Here is a 13,354-nt window from a genome sequence, read left to right on the forward strand (position 1 = left end):
CGGCAGCGGCCCGGGACGCTCGAGTCCCGGGCCGCCGATGTGCGGTTCGATCGGTGCTGCGGTCAGGCCTTCTTGGCGAGGTCGGCGATCGAGGTGAGGCCGTACTTCTTGGCCGTGGCCGAGGTGACGACGATCGCGTCCCGGTCCTCGGCGCTGGCCTGCTTGGTGACGGTCAGCGTCGCCGGGACCGCCTTCTGCAGCGCGGCGTAGGTCGCATCGGGCGAGGTCGCCGAGGCGCCCTTGTCGAAGTACTGCAGCAGCACGCCGCTGTACTCGGGGATCAGGTCGATCGAGCCGTCCTTGAGCCCCGGGATGTACTTCTCCCGGCTGCCGATGTTGAGCTTCTTGCTGACGGTCGCGCCGGCACCCTGCAGGGCGTCGGCGTAGATGTCGGCCAGCACCACGTTCTCCGGGAAGTTGGCCGAGCCGACCGTCAGCGTGACGCCCTTGGCCGGAGTGGTCGTGGGCAGGCTGAGCGAGGCGAGGAACTGCTGCGCCGCCTTGTCGGGGTCCATCTTGTTGACCTCGACCTGGGTGCGCAGGTTGATCAGCACGTCGGTCGTGATCTTGGCCGAGATGGCGTCGAGGACCTGCTGGACGCCCGGCGTCGCCTTCTTCTTGTTCACCAGCGGCACGACGTTCTGCGCCCCGAAGTTGCTCTTCGGGTCGGTCAGCACGACGAAGTTGTTCGCCTTGATCGCCGGGTCGGTCGTGAAGAGGTCGGCCGCGTCGATCTGGCCGTTCTTCAGCGACGTGACCGTCACCGGACCGCCGGTGTCGGTGACCTTGAAGCTCTGGAACGTGACGCCGTAGTTCTTCGCCCAACCGGCCGGGCCGTCGGGACGGGACTTCATCTCGGCGGGTCCGCCGAAGATGAGCTTCGAGGCGATCGTGCCGGACGCCTGGGCCGCGCCGGACGAGCTGCTGGTCTTGGCACTGTCGCTGCCGCAGGCGCTGAGCAGCAGGCTCGCTGCGGCCACCGCCGTCGTCAGCGTGAGGGCTTTACGCATGGTTCTCCTTGGATCGGGATCGAACAGGTCTGATCGTGCGGTCGGATCGGGGTTGGGCAGTCACCCAGTTGCGACCTCCTCCTTGGTTCGCAGGGCGGCCGTGGCGGGGTCCTGGGTGGGCGTCTTGGAGAAGCGGCCGGACACCCCGCGCGAGACGCAGAGGCGCTGCACGAGCGACAGCACGAGATCGACCAGCACGGCGAGCAGGGCGACGAGGATGCCGCCGCTGACCATCTGGTCGTAGTCCTGCTGGTGATAGCCGTCGTAGATGAACCGGCCCAGGCCACCGAGCGGGAAGTAGGACGCAATGGTGGCCGTCGCGATCACCTGCAGCGTGGCGCTGCGGAAGCCGGAGAAGATCAGCGGCAGGCTGTTCGGGAACTCGACCTGGCGCAGCACCTCGCCGCCGCTCATGCCCATGCCGCGGGCGGCGTCGCGCACGGCGGGGTCGACGTTGTCGACGCCGGCGTAGGTATTGGCCAGGATCGACGGGATCGCGATCAGTACCAGCACGATCTCGGTCGGGATGAGGTAGCCGAGGTCGGTGCGGCCGTAGAAGTGCGGCGCGATGATGACCGCGAGCAGCACCAGCAGGCCGACGCCGGGTATCGAGCGCAGCGCGTTCGCCGCGGCGACCACCCACGTCGCCCGGCCCGAGTGGCCGATAGCCAGCCCGGTCGGCAGCGCGATCACCAGCGCGATGCCGAGCGCGATCAGGGAGTACTCGAGGTGATTGACGATCTGCGACGGGATGCCGACGAACGAGTCCGCCGGCCGGTCGCGCCAGTGCGCGGGATCGTTCAGCCAGGTGATGACCCCGCTCATCTCGCGACCCTCCGCCACGGGGTGAGCAACCTCGTGCCCAGGACGATGATTCCGTCGAAGGCGAGCGCGAGCAGGACGCAGAGGACGATGCCGAGCACGATCGGCGGGTAGTACGGCGTCGGCGTCGACAGCTGGATGCCCTCGTCGAACAGCCGGCCCAGGTTGTCCATGCCGATGGTGCCGGCGACCGCCACGAGGCTCACGTTCGACACCGTCGCCACGCGCAGGCCGGCGGCGATGACCGGTGCCGCGATCGGTAACTCGACCGAGAGCAGGCGGCGCATCCGGCCGAAGCCCATGGCGCTCGCGGCGAGCAGCGTCTCCTCCGACACCGAGGCCAGGCCGTCGGCGACGACGCGCACGAGCAGCGCCACCGAGTAGATGGTGAGCGCGATCGGCACTTGCTTCGGGTCGAGCGACTTCAGCCCGAACAGCGGCGGCACGATGACGAACAGGGCGATCGACGGGATCGTGTAGAGCAGCCCGGTGATGCTGATGATCGGCGGATAGCTCCACCGGTAGCGGCGGGCGATGAAGCCCAGCGGCAGCGAGATGATCAGCCCGACGACGACCGGTAGCAGCGACAGGTAGACGTGGTCCCACAGGTAGCGGAGGTCGTCGGAGCGGTGGTCCATGAAGTAGGTCCAGAAGTGCCACGGCGACGAGTTCGCATCAGTGGCGAGCACCGTCGTGGCCGGAACCCTCATGCGGTGCGCCCGCTCGCGGCGGCCTCGGCGCCGGCGTCGTCGAGGGCCTGCTTGCGCACCCCGGCGGCGCGGTGCTCGATGCGCTCGAGCACGTGCGAGGCGCCGACCGTGCCGGCGAAGGTGCCGTCGTCGTGGACGATGACGCCGCGGCCGCTGGGAGAGGAGAGGGCGGCGTCGAGCGCCTCCCGCAGGGTGCCCGACTCGGGCGCGAGCGTGCCGCCGAGGTTGAGCAGGTCGGGCGTGACCTCGCCGGACAGCGCGCCGTCGTCGAGACCGCCCACCGCCAGCCAGCCCTGCGGCTTGCGCTCGCCGTCGACGACGAGAACCCAGCCCTCGTCGGCCTGGTCGGCCGCGGTGCGCAGCGGCTCGCCGAGAGCCACCGCCTTCTCGCCCGACAGCGACAGGGCACCGGCCTCGGCGAAGCCGAGCGCGCGGTAGCCGCGGTCGCGGCCGACGAAGCCGGCCACGAAGGCGTCGGCCGGACGCGAGAGCAGCTCGGCCGGGGTGGCGAACTGGGCCAGCTTGCCGCCGACCCGCATCACCGCGACGCGATCGCCCAGCTTGATGGCCTCGTCGATGTCGTGGGTGACGAACGCGATCGTCTTGCCGAGCTCGCCCTGCAGGCGCAGGAACTCGTTCTGCAACTGCTCGCGCACGACCGGGTCGACGGCGCTGAACGGCTCGTCCATCAGCATGATCGGCGGGTCGGCCGCGAGCGCCCGGGCGACTCCGACGCGCTGCTGCTGGCCACCGGACAGCTGGGCCGGGTAGCGGTCGGCGAACGCGGCCGGCAGGCCGACCCGCTCGAGCAGTTCGAGCGCGTGGGCCCGTGCCTTCTTCTTGTCCTGCCTGAGCAGGAACGGCACCGTGGCCACGTTGTCGACGACCGTGCGGTGCGGGAAGAGCCCGCTGTGCTGGATGACGTACCCGATGCCCCGGCGCAACTCGGACGGCTTGACCTTCGCGGTGTCGCGGTCGTCGAGGAAGATGCGTCCGGACGTCGGTTCGATCATCCGGTTGATCATGCGCAGCGACGTGGTCTTGCCGCAGCCGGACGGCCCGACGAAGACGGTGATCTCGCCCGAGGGCGCTTCGATGTCGAGGGAGTCCACCGCCACCGTGCCGTCGGGGTAGCGCTTGGTGACGCTCTCGAACCTGATCATGTCGCCTCCTCGAGGAGCCGGGCGCGGGGACCGGCGCCGAGCTGTGCGCCGATCGCGTCGGCTTCGTGGGACACGATCGCGCCGTAGCGCGCGGCCGTGTCGTGGTCGATGCGGTAGGTGGGGCCGAGCAGGTTCAGGGCCGCCGCGACGCCGCCGGGCCGACGCACCGGCGCCGAGATCGCGGTGATGTCGGGATCGAGGCGGTCGGGTCCGGCGAGGTAGCCGGTCTCGGGGACCTCGCCCCGCAGGGCGGCACCGACGGCGAGGTCGGCGAGCGCGATCGCCCGGCCGACCCAGCTGGTGTGCCGGATCGGGTGGGTGCCCTCGACCATGGCGAGATAGACGGCGGTGTCGCGCGGGCCGGCGACGACGAGGTAGGTGGACTCGCCGGTCTGCTCGACGATGCGCTGCAGGCCGGGCTGGGCCAGCGCGACGAGCGATTGCCGCCCGAGCGCCGTCGCGCCGAGCTGGATGACGCGGGTACCGGGGTGGAACGCGCCGGACGGGTCACGGGTGACGAAGTCGGCCGACTCGAGCGTGCGCAGCAGGCGCAGCGCGGTGCTGGCCGGCAACCCGGCCGATCGCGCGCACTCGGTGAGCGTGACCGAATCGCGGTCGCACACCTCGGCGAGCAGGCCGAGCGCACGCTCGACGGTGCGGGTGGAGCCGGATGCGGCCAATGTGCCCATCACGATCCCCCCTTGCTCGCAGCAGCGTCCCCCGACGTCCTGCCCTCGGCGTTTTCAGTGCATGGCAGAGCGATGCCATTGCCCGCAACGCAACCACACCATTCCGACAACGGAAACGCGGTTAACGGCAGAGGTGGGAATTGACACCCGAGCGTGATCTGGCCCGAACGCCGGGAAACGCCGCCGGATCAGGCGAGCGGATCGGTCCGCGGGGCGGGACGCGCCGGGGTGGCGGGCGGCGGGGCGTCGTCGCGTCCGGTCGCGATGCGGCGCAGGATGCCCATTCCGGGCAGCTCGCTGATCACCGTCACGACGCGGTCGACGGTCGTCGCGAGCAGCGCGACCTGGCGCTGGGTGTCCGCCGCCGCCCGCAGCGCCGGCACCGCTTCGCGGCGGATGGCGTCGAGGGTCTCGGGCAGCTCGCGCAGCGCCGTCGGGTCGAGCGCGCCGGCGAGCTTCTCGACCGGGCCGGTGAGGTTCTTGCTCGCGCTCTCGATGCGGGTCACCGCGCGGTCGAGGCGTCCGACCGTCTGGTTGAACCGCTCGAGCGAGTCGTTGAACGTCTTCATGGTCGCCGGGAACTGGCCGACGAGGCGAGCGTTCTGCTCGACGAGATCCTGCATCCACTGGGCCTGGCCCTCGGCCTGCTTCATGAGCTCGCCGACCACCGGGATCGCGCCGACGGCGGCGGGGATGCGAGAGCTCTCCGGCTTCTTGGCCACGCCTGATTCATAGTCGGTCGGCCGGTCACTGTCGAATCACCGTCGAATGACCGTCGAATCACCGTCGGTTCGGCACCGCCTGCCACGTAGGACACATCGATTGGTTACTGGCAGGTAATACCGAATAGTCTCAGTCAGTTACAAGCGCCCCGAACCCTGAGGAGAGCACGTGCAGCAGACCGTCGCGCACGGCGTGATCATCGACTGGAACTACACGCCCGTGGGCTGGCTGCGGTTGTCGCTGGCCCTGCTCATGCTCGTGGTCACCGTCGCCGTGGCCGGCCGCCGCATCGTGTGGCTCGTCAAGCTGATCCGTTCCGGCAAGAAGGTCGAGGGTCGCACCGACGACATCGGCGAGCGGGCCAAGGTGCAGGTCATCGAGGTGTTCGGCCAGAAGCGCCTGCTGAAGTGGAACGCCCCCGGCATCGCGCACTTCTTCACGTTCTGGGGCTTCGTCATCCTCGGCCTCACCATCGTCGAGGCGTTCGGCGCGCTGGTCATCAGCCAGGACTTCGCCTTCCCGATCATCGGCCACGCCCGCTGGCTCGGCTTCGGTGAGGACTTCTTCGCCGTCGCCGTGCTCGCCGGCCTCACCTACTTCGCGATCAACCGCTTGCGCAACGCGCCCGAGCGAAAGCAGCGCGGCAGTCGCTTCTACGGCTCGCACAACGGCCCGGCCTGGGCCGTGCTGGGCATGATCGCCCTCGTCGTCGTCACGCTGCTGCTCTACCGCGGGGCGCAGTACAACACCGGCCACTTCCCGTTCGGCAAGTCCAAGGCGCCGTTCGCGTCGTGGCTCATCGCGAAGGCGCTGGGCGACGGCACCTACAACCAGGGCATCGAGACGTTCTTCCTGCTCGCCCAGATGGCTGTCATCTTCAGCTTCACCATCCTCGTCACGTACTCCAAGCATCTGCACATCGCGACGGCGCCGCTCAACGTGCTCACCAAGCGCGAGCCCGACGCTCTGGGCGCGCTGCTGCCGGTCACCGACGACGCCGGGCAGCCGATCGACTTCGCCGACGTCGAGAACCTGTCCGAGGACACCGTGTTCGGCAAGGGCAAGATCGAGGACTTCACCTGGAAGGGGTACCTCGACTTCGCGACCTGCACCGAGTGCGGCCGCTGCCAGTCGCAGTGCCCCGCCTGGAACACCGGCAAGCCGCTGTCGCCCAAGCTCGTGATCATGAACCTGCGCGATCACCTGTTCGCGAAGGCGCCCTACATCTTCGGTGATGAGAAGGTCGAGGACGGCGCGACGCCGAACTTCTCCGACGAGGGGGTGCAGCACGGGCACGGCGTCCCCGAGTCGGGCTTCGAGCGGGTGCCGGGCAGCACCATCGAGCAGGCGCTGCGCCCACTCGTCGGCGACGCGGCCAGTGGCGGCGTGATCGACCCCGACGTGCTGTGGTCCTGCACCACCTGCGGCGCCTGCGTCGAGCAGTGCCCGGTCGACATCGAGCACATCGACCACATCGTCGACATGCGCCGCTACCAGGTGCTGATCGAGTCGGCGTTCCCGTCCGAGGCCGGCGTCATGATGCGCAACATCGAGAACAAGGGCAACCCGTGGGGCATGGCCAACAGCGGCCGCTCCGAGTGGTTCAAGGAGCTCTCCTTCGAGGTCCGCCAGGCCGACCCGGGCACCAAGCTCGACGCCGACATCGAGTACCTGTTCTGGGTCGGCTGCGCCGGCGCCCTCGAGGACCGCTCCCGCAAGGTCACCGTCGCGTTCGCCGAGCTGCTGCACACGGCGGGCGTCGAGTTCGCGGTGCTGGGCCAGGGCGAGTCGTGCACCGGCGACCCGGCCCGCCGCCTCGGCAACGAGTTCCTGTTCCAGATGCAGGGCATGCAGAACGTCGAGACGCTCAATTCCATCGAGCGCGCCGGGCCGCTGAAGATCGTGGCCACCTGCCCGCACTGCTTCAACACGATCGCCAACGAGTACCCGCAGCTGGGCGGCCACTACGAGGTCGTGCACCACACGCAGCTGCTCGGCAAGCTCGTCGACGAGGGCCGGCTCGTCCCGGTCGAGGCCGTCGACAAGAACGTCACGTACCACGACCCGTGCTACCTCGGCCGGCACAACAAGGTCTACACGCCGCCGCGCGAGGTGCTCGGCGCCATCCAGGGCCTCAAGAGCCAAGAGATGCACCGCTGCAAGGACCGCGGCTTCTGCTGCGGCGCCGGCGGCGCCCGCTTCTGGATGGAGGAGAAGATCGGCAAGCGGATCAACCGCGAGCGCACGGACGAGGCGATCGGCCTCGACCCGGACGTCATCTCCACCGCCTGCCCGTTCTGCATGGTGATGCTCTCCGACGCGGTCGCCGAGAAGAAGGGCGACGGCTCGGCCAAGGAGCACGTGCAGGTGCTCGACGTCGCGCAGCTGCTCCAGCAGTCGCTCGGCGCGCCGCCGCCCCCGCCCGAGCAGCCGAAGGCCGAGGAGCCCGAGCCGAGCCCCGACCCGGAACCCGCCTCGACGAGCTGACGCCCACCGCGTCGAACGCCCCTTCCCGCGCTGCGGGAGGGGGCGTTCCCGCGTCCGGCCACGTGACGTTCGTCGCGCTCCGTTCGCGCCCGATGCGCTAACTCGTCGGCGGTACGGGTATCCCGTTCCGTGCGCACTGAGGGTGCGCCGGTGTCGACATGCCCACCCCAGCAACGGCAGCTAGCCTGCCTTCGGTGAGCAGAACCAGCACCGCCGCCGCGCCCCTGGAGATTGATTCGTGAGTGACGACAGCGGTCGTCCGCATCCGGTCCCGAGCCACGACGACGAGGGCGAGGACGGTTTCTTCGCCCGCAAGTGGCACCGGCACCAGCAGCGTCGCCAGGCCAAGAAGGCCCGCCTGGCCGCGATGACGCGGGGCCGGCGGTGGGCCCGCCGCGGCCTGGTGGCCGGCACTTGGTTCCTCGGCCTGATCGCCGCCCTGATGGTCGTCACGATCGTGCTGTTCTACACGCTCACCGATGTGCCGCGGCCCGAGCAGCTGCCGCTGCCCCAGGTCGCGACGATCGAGTACTCCGACGGCTCCACGCTGGCCAAGATCGGCAGCGTCGACCGCACCATCGTCCGGCTCGAGCAGGTGCCCGCGGCGGTGCGGTGGGCCGTCCTGGCCGCCGAGGACCGTGGTTTCTACTCCGAGCCCGGCGTGTCCGTCAGGGGCACGATCCGGGCCGCGCTGTCCGACGTCACGGGCGGCAACACCCAGGGCGGGTCGGGCATCACCCAGCAGTACGTGAAGAACGCCTACCTGAGCGCCTCGCAGACCCTGTCACGCAAGCTCAAGGAACTCATGATCGCGGTGAAGCTGTCCCGCGAGTACTCCAAGGACCAGATCCTCGAGTTCTACCTGAACACCGTGTACTTCGGTCGCAACGTCTACGGCATCCAGGCCGCGGCCCAGGCCTATTTCGGCGTGAACGTCGAGAAGCTGACCACGGCGCAGGGCGCGCTGCTCGCCGGCGTGCTGCGGGCCCCCGGTTACTACGACCCCGCGGCCAACAAGGCGGCGGCGGTCGAGCGCTGGCACTACGTGCTCGACGGCATGGTCAAGACGAAGCACCTGAGCGCCGCCGAGGCGGCGACCATGCCGTTCCCGGCGACCAAGCCGCCGAAGGGCACCGGGCTCGGCACGACCGGCTGGCGCTACCTGCTCGTCAACGCCGTGCTGGCCGACCTCGAGGCGCACGGCATCCCGACCTCGGAGGTCTACGCCAAGGGCCTCGTCATCCGCACCACGATCGACAAGAAGGCCCAGGTGGCCGCGGTCGAGGCGATCCGGCAGACCTTCACCGGCCTGACCGCGAAGCAGCGCAACCTGAAGAACGCGCTCGTGGCGATCAACCCGAAGGACGGCGGCGTGCTCGCCTACTACGGCGGCTCGGGACCCGGCGTGAAGGGCTACGACGGGCAGGTCGACTACAACGACTACGCCACCCGCGGTGCCCGGCCGCCGGGCTCGTCGTTCAAGCCGTACACGCTGGCCACCGCGCTGACGCAGACGCTGAAGCAGACGGAGGGCAAGCCGCACTACGCCATCGACAGCCGCGTCGACGGCCGCTACTGCGTCGACGTCGAGGGCACCCAGATCTGCAACGACCCCGGCGACAAGAACGTCAGCGGCCCGCGGGTGAAGGTCGCCGACGCGATGAAGTACTCGCTCAACACCACCTTCGACCTGATGGCCTCCCAGGCCGGCCCGTCGGACGTCGCCGCGACGGCGCACGCGATGGGCATCTCGAAGACCGATCCGCAGGGCAACAAGACCCTGCAGAACAGCGACGGCTCGACGAGCTTCGGCATCGGCATCGGCGACTACGCCGTCGCCCCGCTCGACCAGGCCAACGGTTACGCGACGCTGGCCAACCAGGGCATCCGCAACGACGCCTACCTCGTCAGCAAGGCCACGAGCAGTGACGGCGAGATCGTCTACCAGCACAAGGCGAACCCGAGCCAGGCCGTCGACCCGAAGGTCGCCAACGACGTCACCCTCACGATGGAGCCCATCGCGCAGTACTCGGGCGACGGTCTGGCCGACGGGCGCAAGTCGGCGGCGAAGACCGGCACCGAGGGCATCGGCGGCAAGACCACGGACAACAGCGACGCCTGGATGGTCGGCTTCACCAAGCAGGTCAGCGCCGCCGTCTGGGTCGGCACCGGGCTGTCCAAACCGATCTACGACGCGAGCGGCAACCCGCTCTACGGGTCGCAGCTGCCGGGCCGGACGTGGAAGCTGTTCATGGACACCTACCTCAACGGCACGGTGCGCCTCGGGCTGCCGACCAAGCAGCTGATCAGCGCCAACGGCACGGTGCCGATCCCGACGCCGACGGCCAGCCCGACGCCGTCGACGTCGCCCACGCCGTCGTCGTCCACCCCGAAGCCGACGTTCTCGATCACGACGACGTTCCCGGCGCCGAGTTCGACCCCTGTCACCAGCCTGCCGACCCCGACACCGACGCCCAGCCCGCCGTCGACCACGCCGACCGGCTGCGGTGGACTGCTCGGATCGCCGTGCCCGTCGACGTCGGCGGCGGGCGGGGCACCGCCGGGCGGGGCGGCGGCGAGCTCGTCGCCCTGAGGCTCGCCCCCTGCGCCGGGGCGAGTGCGAACTCCCGACATGCCAGGATGACCCGGTGACCCGGCCGGCCGATCCGCTCGCAGGAGCGCGCCCTGCGCCGGACGATCCCGCGCCCGAGGGCACCGACCGCCCTTCGCTGCGGGTGCCGAGCCGGCTGGACCCGACCGCGTGGCGCGCGGCCCGCTCGCTCGGCGGGGCCTGGGGCCGGCACGCCGCGGTCGGCGGCCACTCGTGGTGGACGCCGCTGCGCTGGGTGCTGGCCATGACGCTGCTGACCCTGTTGCTCGGGTTCGCCCAGAAGGCGCCGTGCGCGACCGGCTACTGGGACGGCAGCAAGCAGTACACCCACTTCTGCTACTCCGACGTGGTGCCGCTGTGGTCCGACGAGCGCCTCGACGTCGGCGGCGTGCCCTACCGCGACACCACCGTCGAGTACCCGGTGCTGACCGGGGCGTTCATGTGGCTGACCGCCGACCTCACCCGTGGCGTCCACGTGCTCGACTCACACTGGTCCGAACTCGTCATCTTCGGTGCGCTGACGGCGTTGCTGCTCTCGTTGAGCGGCCTGGTGGTCGCCGGAGCCACCGCCCAGACCGCGCGAGGCCGCCCCTACGACGCCGCCATCTTCGCGCTGTCACCGCTGCTGGTCTTCCACGCCTTCTCGAACTGGGACCTGCTCGCGATGGCGCTGGCCAGCGCCGCACTATGGGCCTGGTCGAGAGATCGCCCCGTCGCGGCGGGGGTGTTCATCGGGCTCGGTACGGCGGCCAAGCTGTATCCGATCTTCCTGCTCGTCCCGCTGCTCGTGCTCGCGATGCGCACGCGTCGCTACGCGCCGGCGCTGTGGGCGGGTGCAGCAGCGGCGACCGCGTGGCTGACGGTGAACCTTCCGATCGCGATGGCCTACCACGACGGCTGGTGGGCCTTCTACAAGTTCAGCACGGACCGGCCCGCCGAACGCAGTTCGGCGTGGGCGGTGCTCAAGACCCTGGCCGACAGCGGATCCAATCCGAGCGACTCGGTCTACTGGGTGCCACCGGGTGCCGCGGTCGCGCTCGCCGTGGTCGCCGGCATTCTCGTCGTGGTCTGGATCGGGTTGAGCGCGCCCCGCAAGCCGCGCCTGGCGCAATTGGCGTTCCTGGCCGTCCTCGCCTTCCTGCTCACCACGAAGGTCTGGAGCCCGCAGTACTCGCTGTGGCTGGTACCGCTGCTCGCGTTGGCGCGACCACGCTGGCGATTGGCGCTGGTCTGGCAGTTCGTCGAAATAGCCGTGTGGTTCGTGACCCTGACGTTGCTGTTGGGGCTCGATCCAGCGCAGTCCGCCCACGGCATCGGGTACGGCTGGCTGATGCTCCTGATCGGAATCCGGGACGCGTTGCTGCTGAGCCTGGCGGCCCTGATCGTGCGCGACATCTGGCGTCCGGAACGCGATGTCGTGCGTGCCGGCGGCGTCGACGATCCGGGCGGTGGGGTGTTCGATGGCGCACACGACTACTTCAGCCGGGATTCCGGCGCCCGAGATGGGCATAACACTGGGGAACCCGACACATCGAGTAGCGGGTTACGCGCCAGTAACTTAAGCTGAACAGGCTCGTTGATCCAGGCAGTATCGTGAAGTTACTGTCAGAAATGCCCGGTTTGGGCTTTGGAGTGAGACGTATGCGTGCATCGTCGCCGCGCCGGACGACCACGAGAACGACCTCGTGGTTCGCACTGCTGGTGGCGCTCATCTGCTCGGCCGCAGCCGCGGTCTTGCTGACGACGCCGGCCGCGCAGGCGTCCTCGACCGTCGAGGTACAGCTGACGCTGTCCGGCGTCGCGTCCCCCGACAACCCGACCGGCGGCTCGCAGGTCGGCGTGCACCCCGGTGACTCCGTCGTCCTGCATGCCTCGGCGATCCCGACCGCGGGCGCACCGGGTGGGCTCAGTGGCGCGTTGTCCGGCCTGGTTGCCGGTGTCGCCGGCCTCCAGGTCAAGATCACGGGCGGCAACCTGCCGGGCGTGCACTACCCGTTCACCCTCGGCAAGGTCGCCAACTGCGGTGGCGCTGCCTCGCTGCCGCTGCGCTCGCTGGCAAAGGGCACCTACTCGTTCAAGTACGTCGTCGAGAAGGTCAGCCTGCTGACCTCGGTGCTCGGTGCAGTGACCGGCTGCAGCAAGAACACCGTGACCCCGACCCACGACCAACTGGGCACGCTCACCAAGGACAACGTCAAGGTCACCGACAACGCCGTCTACAGCGGGTCGATCGTCGTGGCGGTCCACCCGCCGTCGGGTGGGGTCGGCATCCAACTGCCGTCGCAGTCGATCAGCGCGAAGGTCGGCCCGGTCAGCACGTCGGTCAACCTCCCCGGTGGCACCGTCGGCGTCCCGAACCCGATTCCTGGCATCACCTCCAACCTGCCCACAGGCCTCCCCGGTGGCGGCGGTGGCGGCTCGGGTGGCGGTGGCAAGAGCCATGGTCCGGGTGGCGGCGTCAACTACACCCCGCCGGCCGTGACCGTGCCCCAAGAGGTCATGCCGCACGCGGTCGCCCAGGGCGGCTCGGGACAGTACAACGCGCCGGGCAGCCTGCCGCAGCGCACGGTTGGCGGCCACATCGTCGCGCCGGCGCAGAGCGCAACGGCGACCGCAGCTACGCCGATCGACCCGTCGAACGTCGCCAACGCCGGGCTGTCTCGGCCCGTCGCGCTGGGTGACAACAGCGGCGGAGGCCTGTTCGGCAAGCAGTTGCCCGTGGTGCTCGCGATCGCTGCGATCCTGGCGCTGTCGCTGGTGACCGCCGGATACGCGCGAATGGTGCTGCTTCGCCGTAAGTAACTGAGCTGCGCACCACGACGTTTTGGGAATGGTCGCTCCCCCCGGGTAACCTGATCCGGTTCGGCTGTCCGTGCCGCCGTCGGTCTTGACGACGTTGAGGAAGGTGTCGAGGGATGGGGCGATGGTGCGCTCCTCGAGGCTCGGGTCGAGGATGACCATGACCTCGTAATGGCGAAGCGGGGTGCTCAAGAGAAACTGCCTCCTGTGGACTGATCGGCCGCGGACTCTCCGCGGCAGGAGGTGCCGGACTGCCGTGGGCGACCCGGCGCACTCATGGGGCGCGGGTCACGGCAGGCGAACCTAGCCAGAGTACCGGGCGCAGCGGGTGAACCCGAAA

The 13,354-nt window shown here is 69.7% G+C and carries 10 protein-coding genes and 1 pseudogene; 4 read left to right on the top strand and 7 right to left on the bottom strand.

Annotated features, from left to right (window positions below; all coding sequences use genetic code 11):
• Positions 1–62 precede the first annotated feature (62 nt).
• The 6 genes from VGN18_RS13160 to VGN18_RS13185 all read right to left on the bottom strand — a co-directional run bounded on the left by VGN18_RS13160 (position 63) and on the right by VGN18_RS13185 (position 5,116).
• Positions 63–1,010, bottom strand: a complete 948-nt coding sequence (locus VGN18_RS13160; RefSeq protein ID WP_327540152.1) for a glycine betaine ABC transporter substrate-binding protein — start codon at positions 1,008–1,010, stop codon at positions 63–65.
• A 60-nt stretch (positions 1,011–1,070) separates the two neighbouring features.
• A complete protein-coding gene (locus tag VGN18_RS13165) occupies positions 1,071–1,835 on the bottom strand; it encodes an ABC transporter permease (RefSeq protein ID WP_327540153.1) in 765 nt (254 codons plus the stop codon).
• Complete coding sequence (locus VGN18_RS13170) at positions 1,832–2,470, bottom strand: ABC transporter permease (RefSeq protein ID WP_349259905.1); 639 nt, start codon at positions 2,468–2,470, stop codon at positions 1,832–1,834. Before VGN18_RS13170 ends, VGN18_RS13165 begins: the two co-directional genes overlap by 4 nt.
• Before the next feature lie 68 nt (positions 2,471–2,538).
• A complete protein-coding gene (locus tag VGN18_RS13175; protein WP_327540155.1) occupies positions 2,539–3,705 on the bottom strand; it encodes an ABC transporter ATP-binding protein in 1,167 nt (388 codons plus the stop codon).
• A complete protein-coding gene (locus tag VGN18_RS13180) occupies positions 3,702–4,394 on the bottom strand; it encodes an IclR family transcriptional regulator (RefSeq protein WP_327540156.1) in 693 nt (230 codons plus the stop codon). Before VGN18_RS13180 ends, VGN18_RS13175 begins: the two co-directional genes overlap by 4 nt.
• 188 nt (positions 4,395–4,582) lie before the next feature.
• Positions 4,583–5,116 (bottom strand): hypothetical protein, encoded by a 534-nt coding sequence (locus tag VGN18_RS13185; RefSeq protein ID WP_327540157.1) that lies wholly within the window; start codon positions 5,114–5,116, stop codon positions 4,583–4,585.
• 229 nt (positions 5,117–5,345) lie between these two features.
• Between VGN18_RS13185 and VGN18_RS13190 the strand changes: the two genes are divergently transcribed.
• From VGN18_RS13190 to VGN18_RS13205, 4 genes are all read left to right on the top strand, one after another.
• Positions 5,346–7,604 (top strand): (Fe-S)-binding protein, encoded by a 2,259-nt coding sequence (locus VGN18_RS13190; RefSeq protein WP_349259906.1) that lies wholly within the window; start codon positions 5,346–5,348, stop codon positions 7,602–7,604.
• Positions 7,605–7,842: 238 nt separating this feature from the next.
• The gene (locus tag VGN18_RS13195; RefSeq protein ID WP_327540159.1) at positions 7,843–10,197 is read left to right on the top strand and encodes a transglycosylase domain-containing protein; all 2,355 of its coding nucleotides are present in this window, start codon (positions 7,843–7,845) and stop codon (positions 10,195–10,197) included.
• Between the two features lie 55 nt (positions 10,198–10,252).
• Entirely contained in the window at positions 10,253–11,782 is a 1,530-nt protein-coding gene (locus VGN18_RS13200) for a glycosyltransferase family 87 protein (protein ID WP_327540160.1), read from the top strand.
• Positions 11,783–11,856: 74 nt separating this feature from the next.
• Positions 11,857–13,017, top strand: a complete 1,161-nt coding sequence (locus VGN18_RS13205; protein WP_327540161.1) for a hypothetical protein — start codon at positions 11,857–11,859, stop codon at positions 13,015–13,017.
• 72 nt (positions 13,018–13,089) lie between these two features.
• Here the strand turns inward: VGN18_RS13205 and VGN18_RS13210 are convergent.
• Positions 13,090–13,176, bottom strand: a pseudogene (locus VGN18_RS13210) (30S ribosomal protein S6); the annotation flags it as partial.
• Between the last annotated feature and the right edge of the window lie 178 nt (positions 13,177–13,354).

The sequence above is a fragment of the Jatrophihabitans sp. genome, from assembly GCF_036000465.1.
In the GTDB taxonomy this organism is placed as follows: domain Bacteria; phylum Actinomycetota; class Actinomycetes; order Mycobacteriales; family Jatrophihabitantaceae; genus Jatrophihabitans.